11 protein-coding genes and 4 tRNA genes are annotated in these 21,295 nt (G+C 50.0%); 9 read left to right on the top strand and 6 right to left on the bottom strand.

Annotation, left to right across the window (positions count from 1 at the left end; genetic code table 11):
* The 7 genes from L9G74_RS18130 to L9G74_RS18100 form a co-directional block, all read left to right on the top strand.
* The coding region (locus L9G74_RS18130) for a type I secretion C-terminal target domain-containing protein (protein ID WP_238898179.1) at positions 1-5,586 on the top strand (5,586 nt) is incomplete at its 5' end.
* Between the two features lie 107 nt (positions 5,587-5,693).
* A complete protein-coding gene (locus L9G74_RS18125) occupies positions 5,694-7,874 on the top strand; it encodes a type I secretion system permease/ATPase (protein WP_238898178.1) in 2,181 nt (726 codons plus the stop codon).
* A gap of 28 nt (positions 7,875-7,902) precedes the next feature.
* Complete coding sequence (locus tag L9G74_RS18120) at positions 7,903-9,252, top strand: HlyD family type I secretion periplasmic adaptor subunit (RefSeq protein ID WP_238898182.1); 1,350 nt, start codon at positions 7,903-7,905, stop codon at positions 9,250-9,252.
* 33 nt (positions 9,253-9,285) lie between these two features.
* Entirely contained in the window at positions 9,286-10,677 is a 1,392-nt protein-coding gene (locus L9G74_RS18115) for a TolC family outer membrane protein (RefSeq protein WP_238898177.1), read from the top strand.
* The gene (locus L9G74_RS18110) at positions 10,677-11,282 is read left to right on the top strand and encodes an OmpA family protein (RefSeq protein ID WP_238898176.1); all 606 of its coding nucleotides are present in this window, start codon (positions 10,677-10,679) and stop codon (positions 11,280-11,282) included. Before L9G74_RS18115 ends, L9G74_RS18110 begins: the two co-directional genes overlap by 1 nt.
* A gap of 98 nt (positions 11,283-11,380) precedes the next feature.
* On the top strand, positions 11,381-12,010 hold the full coding sequence (locus tag L9G74_RS18105) for a transglutaminase-like cysteine peptidase (RefSeq protein ID WP_438944587.1): 630 nt from the start codon (positions 11,381-11,383) through the stop codon (positions 12,008-12,010).
* 8 nt (positions 12,011-12,018) lie between these two features.
* A complete protein-coding gene (locus L9G74_RS18100; RefSeq protein WP_238898175.1) occupies positions 12,019-13,944 on the top strand; it encodes a bifunctional diguanylate cyclase/phosphodiesterase in 1,926 nt (641 codons plus the stop codon).
* A 311-nt stretch (positions 13,945-14,255) separates the two neighbouring features.
* Here the strand turns inward: L9G74_RS18100 and L9G74_RS18095 are convergent.
* The 4 genes from L9G74_RS18095 to L9G74_RS18080 form a co-directional block, all read right to left on the bottom strand.
* A tRNA-Pro gene (locus tag L9G74_RS18095) sits at positions 14,256-14,332 on the bottom strand.
* A 60-nt stretch (positions 14,333-14,392) separates the two neighbouring features.
* Positions 14,393-14,469, bottom strand: a tRNA-Pro gene (locus tag L9G74_RS18090).
* Between the two features lie 45 nt (positions 14,470-14,514).
* Positions 14,515-14,590, bottom strand: a tRNA-His gene (locus L9G74_RS18085).
* Between the two features lie 41 nt (positions 14,591-14,631).
* A tRNA-Arg gene (locus L9G74_RS18080) sits at positions 14,632-14,708 on the bottom strand.
* 260 nt (positions 14,709-14,968) lie between these two features.
* On the opposite strand from L9G74_RS18080, the gene L9G74_RS18075 reads away from it, so the two are divergent.
* Positions 14,969-17,587 (top strand): diguanylate cyclase domain-containing protein, encoded by a 2,619-nt coding sequence (locus tag L9G74_RS18075; protein ID WP_238898174.1) that lies wholly within the window; start codon positions 14,969-14,971, stop codon positions 17,585-17,587.
* On the opposite strand, the gene rep is transcribed toward L9G74_RS18075, so the two are convergent.
* On the bottom strand, positions 17,577-19,592 hold the full coding sequence (gene rep, locus L9G74_RS18070; RefSeq protein ID WP_238898173.1) for a DNA helicase Rep: 2,016 nt from the start codon (positions 19,590-19,592) through the stop codon (positions 17,577-17,579). The genes L9G74_RS18075 and rep overlap by 11 nt on opposite strands.
* Positions 19,593-19,785: 193 nt before the next feature.
* On the opposite strand from rep, the gene ubiK reads away from it, so the two are divergent.
* Positions 19,786-20,040: a ubiquinone biosynthesis accessory factor UbiK gene (gene ubiK, locus L9G74_RS18065; protein ID WP_238898172.1), complete on the top strand. Its 255-nt coding sequence runs from the start codon at positions 19,786-19,788 to the stop codon at positions 20,038-20,040.
* 64 nt (positions 20,041-20,104) lie between these two features.
* Here the strand turns inward: ubiK and L9G74_RS18060 are convergent, their stop codons facing one another.
* Entirely contained in the window at positions 20,105-21,289 is a 1,185-nt protein-coding gene (locus L9G74_RS18060; RefSeq protein WP_275297516.1) for an MFS transporter, read from the bottom strand.
* Positions 21,290-21,295 lie beyond the last annotated feature (6 nt).

Here is a 21,295-nt window from a genome sequence, read left to right as displayed (position 1 = left end):
GAACTGACTTGGTCGCTGAATAGTGATGGCAACCTCATTGGTTCACTCAATGGGGTCGCTGTTCTGCAACTGAGCCTATCAGATACCTCGCTTGCCGCGGGCACCACTGGCAATGTGACCGTCACTGCCACACAGTTGACTGTGCTTCCTCACGCCACTGGGGTTGATGGTGCAGGTGAAGCATTCAACTTCGATAACATCACTATCTCCGGCATCACTGTGGTTGCCACCGATACCGATGGCGATACCGCAGAGGGCACGTTAGATATTAATGTCGATGACTCTCTGCCTACCGCTCTTGACCCATTTACCGTTTCGGTAAGCAATACCAGCGGGGGTACAGGTAACGCGTACTTAGATGCAGATAATGACGTATCAAATAACTACGGTGCGGATAGTGCGGGCAGTGTGATTTTCACACAAGCGACGATTGATGGTCTCCTCAGCCAAGGGTTGTCTTCCGGACTTGCGCCACTTGAATATGCGATTTCGGCAGACGGCACCGTATTAACTGCAACCAACTCCAACGACGATTCGGTTGTCTTTACTATCACGTTGCAACCTACAGACTTTGACGATCAATATGTTGTCCATATGTCGCAACCTGTTGACTCCCTCAGTTACGTTGACTTTAACAACGGTGGCTACGACTTCGTTGGCGGCAATTCGATTTGGGCTGGATTCACTCAAGCGGATATAAGCAATAGCCAAGATTTATTACTTACCGCTGTAAATGGCACGTCAACAGTCAATACCACTTCCAGCACTGGAGGTATCGGTAATGCCCACGTCAATAGCGGTGAAGGCATGCGTGTCGACTATGTCACCGATTTATTTGGTGACGCTAAAGATATAGACACTATTACATTTGATGGGCACTACACAGTTAACGGTGGTTCAGCCACCTTTGACGTAGGGAATAATAATTCATCAACAGTGACAGTGAAGGCCTTTGATGATGCTGACGGCAACAATCATGTTGGTGATGGCGTGCAAGATACTATCACTCAGATAGCCATCAGCTATGGTGACGAGGACCTCGTGATCAACGCTGCTGGTGAGTATACCGTCGGCGGCCACCTATTTACTGTAAGCTTTAGTGCCGATGGTAGCGCCAGTGTAGAAGGTGTTGTTAATGGCACGACACTCGCTGCTTATACCTACAATGGGTACAACTCTATTGAGTGGAGCAACACAGGCGGCGATTCATTCCAAATTGGGGACTTTGGCGCGACCACAGTAACCACTAAAGATGTCAGCCTTTCAGTGCCAGTTGTCGTACAGGACGGTGATGGTGATACCGCTCCAAGCTCATTAGGTATTACGTTAACAGCACCAGATACGCCAACAACCGAAACGCCACACGCTATGGCAACTGTGTCAGCGGCAGGGTTAGGCATTCTTGCTGACACCAGTGAATTTGATACACAAGCACTTAAGTTTACGGCGGGCAGCAATGATATCAACACCTTCAAGTTTGTAGATGCCGATTACATAAAAATTATTGGTAGCGATGACAAGCCGCTGAAGCTCAACTGGAGTGTCAGTGCGGATGGCACAGAACTTATAGGGAAACTGGGGAACGGTAATCATGCCGTCATCAAACTGACATTGGCGGATATCGGCGATATTGAGGCCGGTACTGATGGTGAGATTAAGGTTAACGTTGAGTTGATTGGTAATCTACCACGCCACTTTGAGGTTGATGATTTGACCATCAGCGGTATTCACGTAGAGGGTACTGACACCGCCAACGTGTCAGTCATGTCCGCGTTGGATGTCAAAGTACTACCAAGTTCCACAGTGGTAGTATCTGAAGAAGCACTGCCTAATGGTATCCCGGACGATCAATCCCATGCCGCGACAGCCTCTGGCACGCTCGTCCTTGACGAGGCAATTAGCCCAGCAGTGACGCTCAGCTATGTGGGTGACACTAGAGTTACCGTTGATGATCAGCCTGTCAGTTGGTCATTTAATGAAACGACTATGACGCTGGTTGCCTCCTTAGGTGATGGTACACCGGTGATCAGCATTCAGCTCACCGCACCTCATGGTAATGGGAATCACAGTAACGAGTGGAGCTATGAAGTGACGTTATCGTCACCAATAGATCACCCAGTAATAAATGTTGAAGATATCTTACATCTCCCATTCCTGATCTCGGGCAATGATGCTCACGGAAATCCGGTCACCGGCAGCTTTACCGTTAAAGTTGAGGATGATTCACCATTTGTGGCTGATGATGCCGAAGTGGTGACTGCAACCTATACCGATATTCCAAATACACTTGTGGGCGAGTTTAATGTTTCTGGCTACGGAGATGGCAAGGTTGATGGAGATTACAACCATGACGGCCGCTACGATGGCATACACTCAACCAATCCTGATGGCGTCGGTTTCACAATTACCGCATTAGGGTTTGCGTCGGCGACTGACTCAACCTTGGTTTCCGCAGCAGTCGGTAGTAAAGGCGGCGGTATAGGTGTGGCCAGTAAAAATGGCCCGTACCATAACCTAGAAGGTGAAGTTGATTTCCGCGAGTTTGCTAATGGCACCAGCGCTTCTGAACAGCTTATTTTTACGCTCGATGAAGGTACCGTAGCCTTTGGTATGACGTTAGATTTCAAATATATGTTTGGTGATGAACTAGAAACCGGCATTGCCTATTTCTATCGCGATGGTGAACTCATTTATCAACAAGAATTTACTTCTGATGCATCAAGCGGCAATTACGCAGCCGACTTTGACGTGCAACAGGGCGGCTTTGACAAAGTCGTGCTGGAAGCGACAAATAACCATGCGGGAATGTGGAATGACAATAGTGATTTCGCCATCGGCGCCATTACCTTTACTGGCACCACTGCTGGTGCAGCCATTGCCCACGCATCGGGTGACGTTGAAGCTGGTTGGGGGGCTGACGGCAAAGCTTCTGAGCATGCGGTAACCTTGACCGTTGAAGACGGCATTCAAACGACTAGCGGTGCGGCAATAACCATTGCGACTAGCGCCAGTGGCAACACTATCTGGGGCTACACAGGAAACAACCCAGATGCCAATATCGTATTCCGCCTTGAATACACGCCAGAAACCGGTAAGTGGGATTATTTCCAATATCAGGCGCTTGATGCCGGAGATGATGGCGTTATCGATTTCGGCATCACCTATACCGATGCCGATGGCGATAGCAGCACGGGGAATATCCATGTGGGCTTGCCTTCACCTCATGCGGCACCAGAAACCGCAGACTTTAGCGTCTCTGTTGATGAAGATAGCAGCTATCAATTACAGCTCAGCCACTTCAGCTTTAATGATGCCGATGGCGATGACTTCACCCACGTAATTATCACGTCATTACCTACCGAAGGTGTGTTGTACCTTGACGGTGTGGCAGTGACGTCAGGACAAGTTATCGATGTTGAAGAGATTACCGCTGGGAACCTGACCTACACTCCTGCCGACAGTTCTCATCTTGTCAGCGAGTTTAACTTCCAAGTTCAAGATAATGGTCCAGTATCGTTGGGCGGCGAGAATACTTCGACAGAACATACTGCAACGATCAATATCGGGCGCTTGATCAATGACGGGGTGACCAACGGCGATAATACGCTGCACGGCGGCGCAGGCAACGACATTATCGCAGGCGATATTGGCGGCACATTTACCAACGTTGAGCCAGGGCAAAACTATAATATCGCTTTGGTGATTGATACCTCTGGTAGCATGAACTTCAAGCTAGATGGCAGCGGTAATAGCAACTATGAATCATATAACAGCCGTATCGTTTTGATTCGTGATGCATTAATTAACTTATCTCACCAACTTGCAGGACATGATGGCACTATCAATATTGCTTTGATTGGATTTGCAGACGACGCAACACTTAAGATCGATGTTGACAACTTAAGCCCAGAAAATATTGACGGCTTGATTTCGCAAATAGAGCATTTAAAAGCTGGCGGTGCCACCAACTATGAAGCTGCCTTCAATGAAGCAGAGAAATGGCTGACAGATATTTCTGCCAATAACGCTGCAGGTCATGGATATGAGAATCTAACCTACTTCCTCAGCGATGGTGACCCAACCATCAGTAACCATGATAAAAGCAGTGGCGGTACCACTGATGCTGGCGATATTCAGTATGCAGTCGAAGCCTTTGGTGGACTCTCAGCCATTAGCCAAGTGCATGCGATTGGTATCGGCAAAGGTATTACCGAAAGTACCTTACAGTATTTTGATAATACTGATGTTGTGGGTTCACAACCGTACCGTACCATAGAAACCAGATTGACCGATTTTCAGGGTAATAATGACTCATGGGATGGTGCATGGAAATGGAGTCAAAGTGGTAGCAGCTCTGATTCAGTGAAATATTACAATGGTCTGTTAGTTATTGAAGACCATGACGATTCAGAAGTAACCCAAGCTTTTTCGCCAGAAACGGCCTTAGCATTTAACGAACATTCCCAAGGTTATTTTTCGGTAGATTTTAGCACCCAGTGGGTATCAGGTAATGACACCGTAGAGCTGTGGGTACAGCAAAAGCTAAGCGACGGCAGTTGGAGCACTGTTGATACCATCGTTATGGCGACGAAAAATGTTAGCAACGGCTACCTTGAGACAAACGCTATTTCTAGCTCGGGAACTTATCGTTTAGTCTTTAACGTTGACTCCGATGCACCTAATAGCAACTATACCCAATTACGCATAGAGGAGATTAATTTCCATCAAACTTGGCAGGCCGATATCGGTAACGTCAGCATTGTCACCGAGGCGGGTCAATTAACCGCAGCATTGCAAGGTGGTTCGCAATCAACCGAATTAGCTGATGTAGGCAATGACACGGTATATGGCGGAGATGGCAACGACATCATCTTTGGTGACGTGATCAATACCGATCAACTGCCGTGGGGCGCTAGTTATGGCAACCCAGAAAAACCTGCCGATTTACCAGATGGTTCAGGCTTGGCGGCACTAGAGCAGTTCCTACAGCTGAAAAATGGTGAACCAGCTACAGATGCTCAGATCTACAGCTACATCAAGGAACATATCGATATCTTTAATGTTGCTGGAGATACTCGAGGTGGCGATGACACCCTGTATGGCGGTAATGGCGATGACATTATTTTCGGCCAAGGTGGCGATGACACCATCTATGGTGGCATGGGTAATGACATCCTCACAGGGGGCGAAGGTAAAGACACCTTTGTATGGTTAGCGGGTGAAACCGGTACCGACCACGTCACTGACTTTAACTTTGCCCAAGATAAGTTAGATATTAGTGACTTGTTAACTGGCTGGAACGGTAATAACGATACACTTGATGACTATCTGCACATTGATGTCGAAGATGGCAATACCGTTATCTCGATTGATGCGAATGCCGATCATACTGTCGACCAGACCATCATTTTGGACGGTAGCGATGTATCTAGCTATGGCAGCAATAGCAGTGAATGGATTCAAGGGCTAATTGGTGACGGTACTGGACCGCTGATTGTGCAGACCTCACAAACTGAGCAAGCATCATATACACCGTCATCCAGTTCAGAAGAACTCAATCACACTAATAAACTGTTGCAGCCTTAATAGGTAAATCACTAAAACATCAAAGATTCTCCGCTGCTAGCTAGGCAGCGGAGCGTCTTTGGTAAATACTTTACCTATCCGGTTATGTTTAAAGGATTAATCGCTTCGTGAGTAGTCAATCTGCCTCGCCAAAAACCGAGCAATGGTCAATACCTGCTTCTCAGCGGGTCACCGTTGATCCATTACTTGACTGCCTAGTACTGATGACTGAGTACTATGGTAGTCCGTGCTCTGTTGAATCTTTGGTAGCGGGCCTGCCATTATCCACCACGGTATTACCGCCAGAGCTGTTTCCGCAGGCGGCCTCGCGCGCGGGTTTAACCGCCAAACTGACCCGTAAAGGGCTTGACCAAGTCACCGCCATTCAGTTGCCGTGTGTACTGCTGTTGAAAGACAAAAAAGCCTGTGTCTTGCGGGAATTAGATTTAGACAAACAAACCGCCGTAATCCAGTTGCCCGAGACTGGTGGCCAACAAATACTGTCGATGGAAGAGTTGGAATCCCTGTATGTCGGTTACCTGTTTTTGGTCAAACAGCAATACCGTGGTGACATGGGCTTTGATGTTTATCGACATGATCACGGCTCCCACTGGCTGTGGCAAACCCTGCGCGATGCGGCACCGATCTACCGCGATGCGCTGATCGCCTCAGTATTGGTGAACATCTTCGCTTTGGTATCCCCACTGTTCGTCATGAACGTGTACGACAAAGTGGTGCCTAACCTAGCGTTTGAATCCCTGTGGGTGCTGGCCGTTGGTGCCGCCATTGCCTATCTCTTTGACTTAATCATGCGGCAACTACGCGCTTATCTGATTGATGTTGCAGGCAAGAAAGTCGATATCATCGTGTCATCGCGGCTGTTTTACAAAGCCATTGGCCTGCCGCTAGCAAAGCGTTCCGCCAGCGTCGGCGGCATGGCACGGCAGATGGGCGAATTTGATAGCATTCGTGACTTTCTCACCTCGGCCACCATCACCACCTTAGTCGATCTGCCGTTTGCACTGCTGTTTATGGTGATCATCTTTATCGTGGCAGGTGACCTAGCGGTGATCCCACTGATCGCCAGCGTACTGATTTTACTGTTTACCTTGAGCATTCAGCCCAAGCTCAAACAAGCGATTGAAGAGAGCAATAAGTTCTCCAGTTTGAAACATGGCCACTTAATCGAAAGTTTGGCAGCACTGGAATCGATCAAAGCTTACGGCGCCGAAGGTTTAGTGCAAAAGTCTTGGCAGCAGATGATTGGTCACACCGCCAACTGGCAGCTGAAGTCGAAAAAACTGTCCAATGCTGTGGCGCATTTTGCCACCTTTACCGTGCAAGTCACCACCGTGTTTGTAGTGATTTTAGGGGTGTATCGCGTGGCCGATAACGCCATCTCGATGGGCGGTATTATCGCCGCGGTGATGTTGTCGAGCCGTGCGGTATCGCCAATGGCGCAGCTAGCAAATCTGATGACCCGCGCCAACCAGATGATCAGTGCGTTGCGTCAGCTCGACGGCATCATGACCCAAGAAGATGAGTTTGAAAACAAAGGCCATCTGGTATCCAAGCAACGTCTGATGGGCAAACTGGAAGCCGACAACATCACCTTTAGTTATCCGGGCAGTGAAAAGCTAGTGCTGCATCCGTTGTCATTGCGCATTCAACCGGGTGAACGCATCGCCATTATCGGCCGGAACGGCAGTGGTAAAAGTACCTTGGCGAAATTGCTAATGGGCTTGTACCAACCATCAGAAGGCAGCCTACGTTACGACGGCGTCGACTCTGCACAGATTCACCCGAGCGATCTGCGGCGTAACTTCGGCTATCTGCCGCAAGATGTCACCCTGTTTCACGGCACCATCCGCGACAACATTTTGTTTGGCACCCGCTCAGTGACTGAACACCAGATCATGCGCGCCACGCAGCTGTCCGGCGTCAGCCTGTTTACCGATATGGAATCAGAAGGGTTAGATCGCCAAGTGGGTGAAAAAGGCGAAGCGCTATCTCGTGGTCAACGGCAGACCGTTGCCCTCGCCCGCGCCATTTTGAATGACCCGCCGGTGCTATTGATGGATGAACCAACGGCCAGCCTTGATGCTCGCGCCGAGAAGCAATTCATGCAATCCATGACCTACGTCAGCAAAGACCGCACGCTCATTTTGATCACTCATAAAATGGATCTGCTACGGCTGGTTGACCGCATCATCGTACTTGATAAAGGGCGCATTCTCGCGGATGGCCCCAAAGCCAAAGTGTTAGAGCTACTCAACCAAGGGTTGATGGCGGGAGGCAACCGTGGCTAATAAAAACTTTACCGCGCAAGATTTGGAGATGGTGGATGACGTTTACGGCGCCATGCTCACCGAGGCACCATCGAGCCATAAACATATCATTTGGGCGGTTTCGGCCATGATGCTGTGCTTTCTGGTGTGGGCAGCGCTCGCCAAACTGGATCGCGTGACCCAAGGCACCGGCAAAGTGATCCCCTCTAGCCAAGTGCAGGTGATCCAAAGTTTGGACGGCGGCATTTTGAAAGAGATGTACGTGCAAGAAGGCATGATGGTGCAAAAAGGCCAGCCGTTGGTACGCATTGACGACACCCGTTTTCGTGCCGACGCCGCGCAGTCGCAACAAGAAGTAGACTCGCTGCGTGCCAACGTCATTCGCTTATCTGCTGAACTCAACAGCATTCAAATTGCTGACACCGCCCAAGACTGGCGCGAACAGATCAAAATTGACAAAGCGACACCAGCATTCCCGAACGACTTACAAAGCACCCAACCGGAGCTGATCAGCCGTCAGCAAGACGAATTTAATGGCCGACTAGACAACCTCGTTAACCAACTGGCGATTCAAGCGCGACAGATCCAACAGCGCCAGCAAGAAAGCGAAGAGTTAGCGTCTAAAATTACTACGTTGACAACCAGTTACCAATTGGTCACCCGTGAACTAGAATTAACCAGACCTCTGGCCGCTAAAGGGATTGTGCCCGAAGTGGAATTGCTGAAATTAGAACGCAACGTCAACGATATTCGAGGTGAACTAGCGGGTTTACGCGTCGCACGTCCGAAAGTAAAAGCCGCGATGGATGAAGCCATTCTGAAACGTCGCGAAGCCGTGTTAGTCTACGCCGCCGACGCCCGTTCTAAGCTCAGCGAGATGCAAGCTAAGTTGTCGCGCATGAATGAAGCGCAAGTGGGCGCCATGGACAAAGTCGATAAGGCCATTATTACCTCACCGGTCAACGGCACGGTGAAATCGATTGAGATCAACACACTTGGTGGCGTCGTGCAACCGGCGGTCAACATCATGGAGATTGTACCGTCGGAAGATCAACTGCTGATCGAAACCAAGATCTTACCGAAAGATATCGCCTTTTTACATCCAGGCCTACCCGCGGTGGTCAAAGTCACCGCCTACGATTTTACCCGTTATGGGGGATTAACTGGCACCGTGGAACAGATCAGTGCCGACACCACCCAGGACGAAGAAGGTAACAGTTTCTATCTGGTGAAAGTCAGGACCGACGAATCCAGTTTGCAAAAGAAAGATGGCACTAAAATGCCGATAATACCCGGCATGCTGACCAGCGTTGACGTAATAACCGGGAAACGCACAGTCCTTGAGTACATCCTAAATCCAATACTGCGGGCCAAAGAAAACGCGTTAAGAGAGCGCTAGGCTTTAAGTGATTGAACCTTGGAGGGGTTTAATATGAACACACCATTTAATCGACGGATGAAAACCAGCGCTGTGGCGTTGGCCATCAGCACGTTGATGCTTTCAGGCAACGCGCTAGCTCAAACGCTTGAGCAAGCTGTTGCCGCTACTCTGGACACCAATCCCGATATTCGAGTCGCCTTCAACCGCTTCAAGCAGAAGGAAGAGCAGGTCAGCCAGTCGTTTGCCGGTTATCTACCAACCTTAGATGTCACCGCCGGTTATGGTTATGAAAATACCGATTCACCATCGACGCGTCGTCGTGGCGTGGACTCGATGGAACTCAAACGGGGTGAGTTTGGCGTCAGCTTGCGGCAGATGCTGTTTGATGGCTTTTACACCTCAAGCGAAGTTGACCGTACCAAGTACGAAGCTACCGCTGAGCAGTGGACGCTATTTGCCACCGCGGAAGACACCGCGCTAGACGTCGCGCGAGTGTACGTGAGCTATATTCGTGCCGAGCAGATCCTCACCTTGGCCGAGAAGAATCTGAAAACCCATGAAGATATCTACTCGCAAATTAAGCAACGTACCGATTCTGGCTTAGGCTCGACCGCAGATTTATCACAAATTACCGGCCGTTTGGCGCGCGCTAACGCCAACTTAATGTCGGCTCGTAACAACTTTATGGATGCCAAGAGCCAGTTCTACCGCATCACGCATCAAGAAGCTGATAGCTTGATTATTCCAGTGCCAGATGCCGATATGCTGCCTAAAGACTTGCCAACGGGTATCACCATGGCGGAGCAAAACCATCCGGTATTGAAATCGGCAGGTAACGATATCATGGCCGCGGAATCGGAAAAATCGACCGCGCAATCGACTTACTACCCACAATTTTCATTAGAAGTTTCCAGTAACTGGAACAACGACTTAAGCGGTGAAGATGGCTTCAGCGCCATTGCGACCCAAGATGTTGGTGGCTACTACAACGACGTACAAGCCATGGTGCGTATGCGTTACAACTTATTCGCTGGCGGTAAAGATCTCGCCCGTGAAAAAGAGACCGCCTACAAGCTGAGTGAAGCTAAAGAGGTCCGTGAGCGGGCTTACCGTGAAGTGGTCGAAGGCGTAAGCCTAGCGTGGAACGCTTACGAATACCTAGAGCCGCAAATGCAATACATTCAACAACATGTGATTGCCGCGAAAGAAACCCAAGTGGCTTACTCGCAACAGTTCAACCTCGGCCAACGTACCTTGTTGGACTTATTGGATACTGAAAACGAGCTATTTGAAGCCAGACGCGATTATCTCACCGCCGAATTTGACGAAATCATTGCCAAATATCGCGTGCTGAACGCAACCGGCCAACTGCTTGATTCACTGCGCGTGACCCGCCCAGCCGTTTGGCAAGGCAAACTTGACCACGCAGAAGGAGCTGAATAATGAAACTGTTACTGACCATTATGAGTCTCGCTTTGCTGGCGGGTTGCTCAATGCGTGACATCGCCACCATGGACGGTGCCACCGAACAAGTCTACAACCTCAACGATGAGGATCGCGATGGGGTGATTGAAGCCAGAGAAAAATGTACCGGTACCGTGGGTGGTGCCAACATTGACAACTATGGTTGTGGTACCGTCAAGCCAATTAAAGAACGTTCTGAACTTAAGATTTTGTTCCCGAACGACTCTTCCTATATTGACCCACAGTATTACGCCCAGATCCAAACCATTGCGGATTTTATGAAGCAGTATCCCAATACTAAGGTGACCATTGAAGGCCACTGCAGTAAAACTGGGACCTACGAGCACAACCTCGAGCTTTCACAAAATCGAGCCAATGCCGTCACGGATGTGCTTAATCAACAGTTCGGTATTGAAACTAGCCGATTAACTGCTATTGGTTATAGCTACGACCGACCAGTGGATACCAGCGGCACCGACGAAGCGCAAATGCGCAACCGCCGCGTGATCGCTGAAGTGACTGGGGAAGACACCATGGCTGACATGAAGTGGAATATCTACACCGTAGATGAAACCGCTCAATAGGAAATTAATTGACCACATTGGCACTAGGCAGCGCAAAATTGTACACCTGTATTAGGTGGGCCTGCCGTTGCGCTATTGTTGGCGCCCTAACGCTGGTCATTGGTTTACAAGCCAACAACACGCCCACGTTAGATCGTGGCGCTGTGGTGTCAGCGCTCAAGGCTCGCTACGGCGAACGCGCCGGATTACGCGCTAACGCATGGTTTAAAGTGTTGGACAGTAGCCAGCAGCTAGACGACATGGGCAAGCTCAATGCGGTCAATAATTTCTTCAACTTATTCCGATTTGTCGACGACATAAAACTTTGGGGTGACAGTAACTATTGGGCTACCCCGCTGGAGTTTATCGGCGCCAATGGCGGTGATTGTGAAGATTTCTCCATCGCCAAATATTTTACTTTGCTGCAGTTGGGCATCCCAGATGACAAATTGCGCATCACTATGGTTAAAGCGACCTCGGTCAATCAATACCATATGGTGTTGGCCTACTACGATAAGCCTTCAGCAATACCGCTTATTTTGGATAACCTAGATCCGGCGCTCAAGCCCGCCACCAAACGTGGTGATCTGGTGCCAGTTTACAGCTTTAACGGTAAACAGTTGTGGCTGAACAAAGAAAGAGGACGAGGTGAACTCGCCGGTTCATCGTCACGTCTCGAAAAATGGAATGATCTTAAATACAGATTAGGGGTCGACCGCTTGCGGAAACCCAAATTGGTACTGGAGTAACGGCAACAATGACTTTGTTCAGACAGTTATACTCATTGCTCTTTGGACTGTTCTTACTGGTGATTGCCAGTTTAGGCTACGTGCAGTTTAACGAAACACGTAGTTTTTTGAGCAAGCAGATGGAGTCCGACCTCAACAACGCTAGTCATTCATTGGGGCTGATGTTGGTACCCGCGTTGGAAGCTGGCGATATGGCCACCGTGGAAACCTTAGTCAACGTCATCTTTGAAGGCGGCTACTACCAACAAGTTGAACTCACGTGGATGGTCGACGGCAAACAGCAAACGTGGAACAACGCCATCCGCGTACGCGGCGTACCACAATGGTTTATCGATTTAGGCTTTTTCCCCACCATTGACCGTGAAAGCACCATTACCTCCGGTTGGATCCAACTGGCGAAACTGAAAATTACCGCGCACCCTGGCTATGGTTACAACGAGCTGTGGCGCATTATGAGCAACACCATCATCGTATTCTCGATCCTCTTCTTAATCGCCATCATCACCGCGCGTTTTGGCCTGAGTTGGATCCTTAAACCGCTCAACGAAATTGCCGAACATGCCAAGAGCGTCGCGCGCCGCGAGTTCGGCCCCGACATGAAACCGCCCAAAACCCTTGAGCTGAAAGATGTGGTGGAAGCCTTCAACAGCATGTCGGCACAGTTAAAACAGATTTTTAATGCCCTCGATGAAGAGGTTTCTGAACTGCGCACCAAAAACTTAGTCGATGGCGTCTCTGGCCTGCCTAACCGTCAATATATGACCGGGCGCATCGCCAGTTGGCTCAGCGAGCCCAGCAGTGGCGCACTGATATTGTCGCAACTCACGTGGCTGGAAGACGTGCATCGTCGTTATGGTTATCAAGTCCGTGATGAAACCATCAAACTGCTATCACAACGGCTGCAAGAGAATGTCAGCGGCGCTGGCGAAACCGTGGTGGCGCGTATCTCTGCCTACGAGTTTGCTTTCCTGCTGATCAATGTCGAGCGCGAACAAACCAGCAAATATCTGCAACAACTGCTGCGTACCATCAACCAAGAGATGGTCAAGGCCGGTTGCAAACCGAATGAAGACTACGGTATCGGGATTACCGAACGCAGTAGCAGCGGCGATGCCACGGTATCGAGCATATTGGGCAAGGCTGACAATGCGTTGCAACTGGCATTGCGCGAGCACAAAACCTACCACTGGTATGAATCGAGCGAGCAGCAACTGTTTACCCGCGAACAGTGGCGCGACAAGTTAGTGGCTGCCATCAACAACAAGCAGTTCCGCTTCCGTTGGCAAGCCATTCAGCAAGTGGGTACCAGCAAGTATTTGCAGCGCGAAATCTTCTGTCAGCTACAGGTGGAAGATAAACAAGTGCATGCAGGGCAATTTATGCCGTACGTTGAATTGTTGTCGATGGGGAGCCTGCTCGACCGCTGCTTGATTGAGAAGATTGTTGAAGATCGTCTGGTCGATAAGGTTGAACAGCCAATCGCGGTCAACCTGACACACCAAAGTATTAGTGACGTTAAATTCCACGAATGGCTCGGGCAGTTCCTCAAAGAAAACCATCACCGCGGCTTGCTGACGTTTGAGCTACCAGAATCCTCCATCTACAGCGATAACAGTGCTTGCGAAGCACTCTGCCGTATTCTGCGCGATAGCGGCGCCAGCTTTGGTATCGACCACTTCGGCCGTCAATTTGGTTCAATGAACTACCTGCAAAGCTTCCGTCCAGCATATGTGAAACTGGATCAGTCGTTTGCCCAATTTGATGATAACGAACGCAATACTGAACTGTGTCGCGCCCTAGTGAACGTGGCTAAGGGGCTAGATATCAGCGTGATTGTCACCGGTATTCAGGAGCAAGCGCAGCTAGATCGCTTTATTCCGCTCAAAGTGAATGGCTACCAAGGCTTTATTTTGCCGCCAGAAGAGTTGAAATAGGCGGTTGTAAGATGCATGCACTAGGCGAGGTCAATCCTCGCCTTTTTTATGACCGTAACCAAGCGAACCCCGTTGTAAAGCTGAGCAATGAGGTACACACACCAGCACAGCAATAGCGTTTAGAGCGGCGTTGGTGAGGCTGGTTATTCCGCTCACATCCCCGCGCCACAGTAACAACCACAGTTCATTCGATGCGATAGAATGGCCGTTACAGCTGACAATGCCGCAGCGGTGGCAATATTGCTGAGGTGAGAAATTGCTGGCCTAGAAAGCAAAAAAGCCTCTGCGATGCAGAGGCTTTTTTTAGAATGTGGTCGGTGATAAAGGATTCGAACCTTTGACCCTCTGGTCCCAAACCAGATGCGCTACCGGGCTGCGCTAATCACCGAGAGTTTCATCGATACATCGACTAGCATATTTACGTCTGCCAACGTGCAAAAGATCAAAGTGGTCGGTGATAAAGGATTCGAACCTTTGACCCTCTGGTCCCAAACCAGATGCGCTACCGGGCTGCGCTAATCACCGACATTTTTGACTTTCATTTCTTATCATCAAATCGACGAAGAGAAATGGGGTGGCTGATGGGGCTCGAACCCACGACAACTGGAATCACAATCCAGGGCTCTACCAACTGAGCTACAGCCACCACTGGTTTTTACTGACATTAACTGGGCATCCAATCTTAGTTGGTGCGCCCAGAAGGATTCGAACCCTCGGCCTCACCCTCCGGAGGGGTGCGCTCTATCCAACTGAGCTATGGGCGCCCTACCGTGTCAGCGCCGCATATAGTAGGTGGATTTCATCCCCACGTCTACGGTTATTTTGGGTTTTTAGTGTTAGTTGTTCAACTTTTAGCTGATTCGACCAATGCCATGAAGATTTACACTATCAAAAAGTCGACATATGTCAGAAAATTGGCTTGGCACTCTATTACTTTCGTGATATCACTATGCGATTAAACAAAATTTAAACAAAAAGATTATTACTATTTCCCTGTAACGTAAGACATTTTAAAGCCAATAAGATGCCGAACAATAACGAACAACACCTAAAGTCTCATGGAACGTTGGCAGTATCAAACCCCAGCGACGAGCTACAACTTGCTACGGCCTTCAAACGGATTGAAGCTGCCCAGCAAGCGTTACTTGGTATCTCAGATCTGGCAAACACTGTCACCACAATGCAGGAGTTCTATCTTGGCCTGCACCAGCATTTAAAGCAGTTAATCCCTGCGGATAACTTCTATATCTGCCTCAAAAACCAAGAGCGGTTAGAGCTACCCTTCTTTGCTGATGAGAAAGATGCCAACCCGCTCGACCTTTGCGCCGATAAAAGTTTGTCAGATGTGCTCAAGCGCGGGCTCACGGGCTACGTCATTCGTACCCAACAACCCTTGTTGTGTGACGAAGCGATGTGCGAGCAATTAAAGCAGCAAGGCGAGATTGATGAAATTGGTTCACCGAGTCATCAATGGCTTGGAGTACCAATTACTCATAACGAGGTCACTGTCGGTGTTTTGACAGTACAAAGTTATCAGCAAAAAGTCGCCTATAGCGCCAGAGAGCAAGAGTTGATGGTGTTTATTAGCCATCACATTGCCGGGGTATTAGAACGACTACGCCACCAGCAGCAGCTAGAAATTGCCATTGAGCAACGCACTCAAGAACTGAGCCACGCATACGAGAAGCTCAAACAGGAAGTCTATGAACGCCGCCGCGCCGAGCGCCTGCAACGTTCCCTGTTTGAAATAGCCGACTTAGCCACCTCCAATCTCGAAATGCGCGACTTCTACGCCGAGCTGCATCGTGTGATTGGTCATCTGCTACCGGCGCAGAACTGCTATATCGCGTTATACACCGAAGACAAAACTCATTTGGAGTTTCCTTTCTTTGTGTCGCAGATCAGCCACGAAGCACCAAAACCGCGAGCCATGAAAGATGGGCTAGTGGAATATCTGCTGCGTAGCCAACGCCCCATGCTGTTGGACCAAAAAGGCATTCAACGCTTGATTGCCCAAGGCACCTTATATAGCAAAGCGCCAGATCTCAACCACACACAACAGATGCACCAGTGGATTGGTATTCCGCTGATGATCCAAGGTTCTGTTGGCGGCGCGCTGGCGGTGTACTCTTTTAGCGCTGATCAAAAATACCAGTTTAAAGATATGGATCTGCTGACCTTTGTGTCGCAGCACATCGCCACCGCGATTGAGCGTAAGCTGGCGACCGAAACCCTAAAACGCTCGAATGAAGAACTCGAAGAAAAAGTCATCGCTCGCACGCGAGAGTTGGCCCGCGCCAACAAAGATCTGCAAAGTGAGATCTCGCAGCGCCGCAAGGTAGAGCAACAGCTACAACATGATGCAACCCACGACACCTTAACTGGTTTACCTAACCGCATGATGTTTATGACGCAGTTGCAGTCGACCTTGCAACAACATCGGCATGACAGTATCGGCGAGTTTGCGCTGCTATTTATCGACCTCGACCGCTTCAAACTGGTGAACGATACTTTAGGCCATTTGGAAGGTGACCATTTCTTGGTACAAACCGCAGAACGCCTGAATTTATGTATTCGCGAACACGATATGTTGGCCCGTCTCGGCGGCGATGAGTTTGTCATCTTACTCGATCACCTGCACAGCATTGATGATGCCAAAGATGTGGCCGAGCGCATTCTGTCCGAGCTGGCTAAGCCGTTTAATCTGAACGGCAAAATGTTTAACTCTGGTGCCAGTATTGGGATTGCGGTCAGTGGCCGCCAAACCAAAGAAAGCAGCGAATCGTTGCTGCGCGATGCGGATACCGCCATGTACATGGCAAAAACCCGCGGCAAAGGCTGCTACGTGGTGTTTGATGAGCAATCGCACCAACAGCTGATGCGCAACATTCTGCTGGAAAACGAACTACGCGCCGCCATGGATAACGGCCACATCCATCTCAGCTTTGCTTCCGTAGAGTCACTGTTAACGGGCCAGGAGCTGGCGCGCGATGTGCGTCTTTACTGGCAACATGAAGAACACGGGCTACTGCAACATGAGCAACTGCTCACCTTAGCCGAGCAAGCCAACTTGCGTTTAGACCTCGATCGCTATGCCGTTGAGATGTTAAGCCAGCTGTACTGTGCTGAAGCCATTCCCGCCGAGCTGGAACTGCACCTGTCACTGTCGAGCCAGCACCTGACGCACAAACACGCATTACGCAGCCTCAAGAGTGGCTTACGCAACTGCCAGTTGCCACTGCAACGTTTATGTCTGTTCTTTAGCGAATTGGCCTTAGCCCGTGATAATGAAGTGCACATCAACGGTTTTGAAGAGTTGCAAGATCTCGGAGCACAGTTGGGGATTAGCTGCTACGGCAACGGCTACAGCTCCATGGTGACCTTAAGCTTCTTACCGCTTAGCCGCTTAAAATTGGAACCCGAGCTGATCCAAGATATTCGCGGCCCACGCCATCAACGGTTACTGCAAGCCATTCGCTTAAGTGCTAGCTCGCTCAATCTTGAGTTGATTATTGATGGCGTAAAAACCGCCGAACAGCGCCAAGTACTACAGCAGATGGGCTTTAATGCCATTCAATACCACACGGCACTGCCAATGACCGACAGCGCCAACATCAATAAACCTGCAACGATTACTTCTTAAACATCTCGCGCAGATTGGCAATATTGGCTTTGCCAGTCTGCATTCTTTCCTGCTCGGTTTTCTTCTCTGGTGCACGGTTGTCCCAATGCAGATCGTCCTGCGGCAACTCGTCAATAAAGCGGCTGATTTGGCTTTGTATGGTTTCACCAAACTGGCGTCGTTCGCGTGTCACCACAAAAAACAGTTCCTGTTGCGCTCGAGTAATGCCCACGTAGGCTAAGCGCCGTTCTTCATCGATATTGTCTTCATCAATGCTACTTTGGTGCGGCAATAAGCCCTCTTCCATACCGACGATAAACACATACGGAAATTCCAAACCTTTGGAGGCATGCAGCGTCATCAACTGCACTTGATCGCCCGCTTCATCTTCGTTGTTACGCTCCATCATGTCGCGCAATGTTAAGCGCGTGACCACTTCCGGCAGCGTCATCGGCTCATCAAGGTCGTCACCTGCCAGCATCTCCGTCACCCAGCGATACAGCTCGGAGATGTTCTTCATGCGCATCTCAGCCGCTTTAGCACTGGTGCTGGTTTCGTACAGATAATCTTCGTAATTGATGCTGCGGATCAGTTGCTTAATGGCATCCACCCCTTCGCCGCGCTCGGCAATTTCACCGGTATCAACAATAAAGCGGCCAAAGGTGTACAAGCTTTCAATGGCACCATGGCTCAAATGATGATGTAAACCGGCATCAAAAATCGCCTCAAACATCGAGATATGTTTGCTGTTGGCAAAGTTGCCCAGCTTTTCCAGGGTGGCGGGGCCGATGCCGCGTTTGGGCAAGTTCACCACCCGCAGAAAGGCATTGTCGTCATCCGGATTCACCACCAAGCGCAGATACGCCATGATGTCTTTGATTTCCGCGCGCGAGAAAAACGAGGTGCCGCCACTCAACCGATACGGAATGCGGTTGGTCATCAACGCGCGTTCCAGCAAGCGCGACTGGTGGTTACCGCGGTACAGCACCGCATAATCACCAAAACTGGTTTTGCCCATAAACTTGTGGCGAATAATCTCTGCCACCACTCGCTCGGCTTCCTGCTCTTCGTTGGCGGCATGTAATACGCGCAGCGGTTCACCGTACGGCAACTCACTAAACAGCGACTTGTCGTACACGTGCGGGTTGTTGGCGATGAGAATGTTGGCCGCACGCAAGATCCGCTGACTCGAGCGATAGTTTTGCTCCAGCTTAATCAGTTTTAATTCGGGGAAGTCTTTACCCAGCAGCACCAAGTTTTGTGGTTTGGCGCCGCGCCATGAGTAGATTGACTGGTCGTCGTCGCCCACCACAGTAAAACGGGCGCGTTCGCCCACCAAAAGTTTGACCAGCTCATATTGGCTGGTGTTGGTATCTTGGTATTCGTCCACCAGCAGATATTGAATGCGTTTCTGCCAGCGTTTACGCACCTCTTCGTTAAATTGCAACAGCAACGTAGGCAGCAGAATCAAATCATCAAAGTCGAGCGCGTTGTAGGCCTTCATGTGCTGGGCATAACGTTGATACAGCAGCGCAAACAGCTGTTCCTGCTCGCCTTTGGCAATCTTGCGGGCGTGATCAGGGATCACCAAGCCGCCTTTCCAATTTGAGATGGTGGTTGCCAGCAAACGCAGCAGGTCTTTGTCGTCTCGCAGCTCTTTCTCTGTCAGCTCTTTGAGCAGCGCCATAGAGTCTTGGTCATCAAACAGCGAAAAGCCCGCCTTCAGCCCCAGCGCTTTGTGCTCACGTTTGATGATTTCCAACCCCAAGGTATGAAAGGTAGAGATCCACAATCCGCGCGCCTCTTTACGGCCAATCGACTGCGATACCCGCTCTTTCATCTCCCGCGCCGCTTTGTTGGTAAAGGTTACCGCAGCAATGTGGCGTGCTTGATAACCACAGGTTTGGATCAAATAGCCAATTTTATTGACAATAACGCGGGTTTTGCCACTGCCGGCACCGGCAAGTACCAAACAAGGACCAGAGATGTAATGAACGGCATCGTTCTGCGCGGGATTTAACTTCATCAATACACAAGGGGCAGCTAAACAGACGCGCAATCATAGCAGACAAACCGCCGCCACGGCGATATTGGCGTAGGCTGCGGCCATCGGGTTGGGTGTGCAGCCGCTTTTGCAATAAAAGCGCTGGCAATTATTGGGCGAAGCGCCGTGCTTGGGTTACAATTCACCCAATGGCGTAACCGATGGAAGTATCACTATGATTAACGCAAAAAAAATTGAAGAACTGGCTAAGCAACTGAGCGATAACCTGCCAGCTCCAGTAAAACAGTTTGCTGGTGAATTTGAAGAGCGCAGCAAAAGCGTATTGCAACAACAACTGCTGAAGCTGGACTTAGTGTCTCGTGAAGAGTTTGAAGTGCAACAACATGTACTGCTGAAAACCCGCGAAAAACTGGAAGCACTGCAAGCACAAGTGGCAGCATTAGAAGCTAAGCTGAGCGAAGAAGCTTAAGCCTCTGGCATTAAGCACCAAACAAAAAGGCGTTCCAATGAACGCCTTTTTTGATCCGAGTAAGTTAGATAGGTGCCACAGGCCGAGGATGGCGTTGGCCTTTACGCATCAACATCCACAGATACACCAAAGCTACGCTGGCGATCACGATGAACAGCAAACCATCGGAGAAACGTTCCATCAGCATAGAGGTTAGCGACGGCCCCACCAAACTGCCCACTGTGTAGCTGAGCAGCAGCGCTTGGTTCATCGCCACCAACTGATGCTGCGCCACTTTTTCACAGGCCCACGCCATGGCGACGGGATACAGGGTAAAACCCGCAGCACCCAAGATAAACAGCGCAGGCACCAATGCCGCATGCACCAGCATTGCCAGTGAGCCGAGGATCACCACAAACACCTGTACCCGCAGCACCAATAAACGGCCGTAGCGATCAGCCAGCTTACCAATCGGCCATTGCCCGGCAATACCGGCGCTGATCAGCAGTGCCATCCAGAACCCGACACTAGCATCGTCCATGCCCAAGTGATTCAAATACAGTGGCATCAAACCGTACATTGAGCCGAGCACAATGCCGGAAATTACACAGCCGTGCACGCCCAAGCGAGACTTACGCAACCGCAGCATCAGCCACATGTGGCTGGCTTGTTGTGGCCGTTGTTGTTGATTAACAATGCGAGTAAACAGCAGTGGCAGCACTGAACACAGCACTAAGGCAATCGCCCATGGCAATACGCTCATCAGCTCAGTCGACACTTTGGTCAGCAACAGTTGCCCCGCGACGGTGCCGCAGTAATACACCATCATATACGCCGCTAATAAACGGCCACGGTTACGCGAAGTACCGCTACACATCAAGGCGCTTTCAACAATCACCCACACCATGGCACAGCCCACACCGGCAACAAAACGCCAGATAAACCAGCTGTAAAAACCGGTCATAACGCCTAAACCCACACAGCCGATAGCAAAGGTCATTGAGGCCACGTAGTAGCTACGGTTAAAGCCCAGTCGTTGGATCAAATGGCCAGCCAATAAGGTGCCCAGTAAGTTACCGGCAAAGTAAGACGAACTCACCATACCTACCTGCCAAGTCGCCATTTGTTCACGCGCCAACCACAGCGGAACTAGCGTATTTAGCGCGGCAATAGACAAGGTCAGTAGCAACAAACCACTGAGCAACAACAGCACTGGCCGAGTGTAAATAGACATGGTGATTAATCGAAGAGTACAAAAAAGTGCGCGCATTATTCC

Source organism: Shewanella electrica (assembly GCF_022321485.1).
Lineage (GTDB): Bacteria > Pseudomonadota > Gammaproteobacteria > Enterobacterales > Shewanellaceae > Shewanella > Shewanella electrica.
This window is presented reverse-complemented; position numbering and strand designations above follow the sequence as displayed.

Excerpts from the sequence above, each read along its gene's own strand:
- L9G74_RS18120 (WP_238898182.1), top strand. The coding sequence starts at position 7,903 with ATGGTGGATGACGTTTACGGCGCCATGCTCACCGAGGCACCATCGAGC.
- L9G74_RS18075 (WP_238898174.1), top strand. The coding sequence starts at position 14,969 with ATGCCGAACAATAACGAACAACACCTAAAGTCTCATGGAACGTTGGCA.
- ubiK (WP_238898172.1), top strand. The coding sequence starts at position 19,786 with ATGATTAACGCAAAAAAAATTGAAGAACTGGCTAAGCAACTGAGCGAT.
- rep (WP_238898173.1), bottom strand. The coding sequence starts at position 19,592 with ATGAAGTTAAATCCCGCGCAGAACGATGCCGTTCATTACATCTCTGGT.
- L9G74_RS18100 (WP_238898175.1), top strand. The coding sequence starts at position 12,019 with ATGACTTTGTTCAGACAGTTATACTCATTGCTCTTTGGACTGTTCTTA.
- L9G74_RS18060 (WP_275297516.1), bottom strand. The coding sequence starts at position 21,289 with ATGCGCGCACTTTTTTGTACTCTTCGATTAATCACCATGTCTATTTAC.
- L9G74_RS18115 (WP_238898177.1), top strand. The coding sequence starts at position 9,286 with ATGAACACACCATTTAATCGACGGATGAAAACCAGCGCTGTGGCGTTG.
- L9G74_RS18110 (WP_238898176.1), top strand. The coding sequence starts at position 10,677 with ATGAAACTGTTACTGACCATTATGAGTCTCGCTTTGCTGGCGGGTTGC.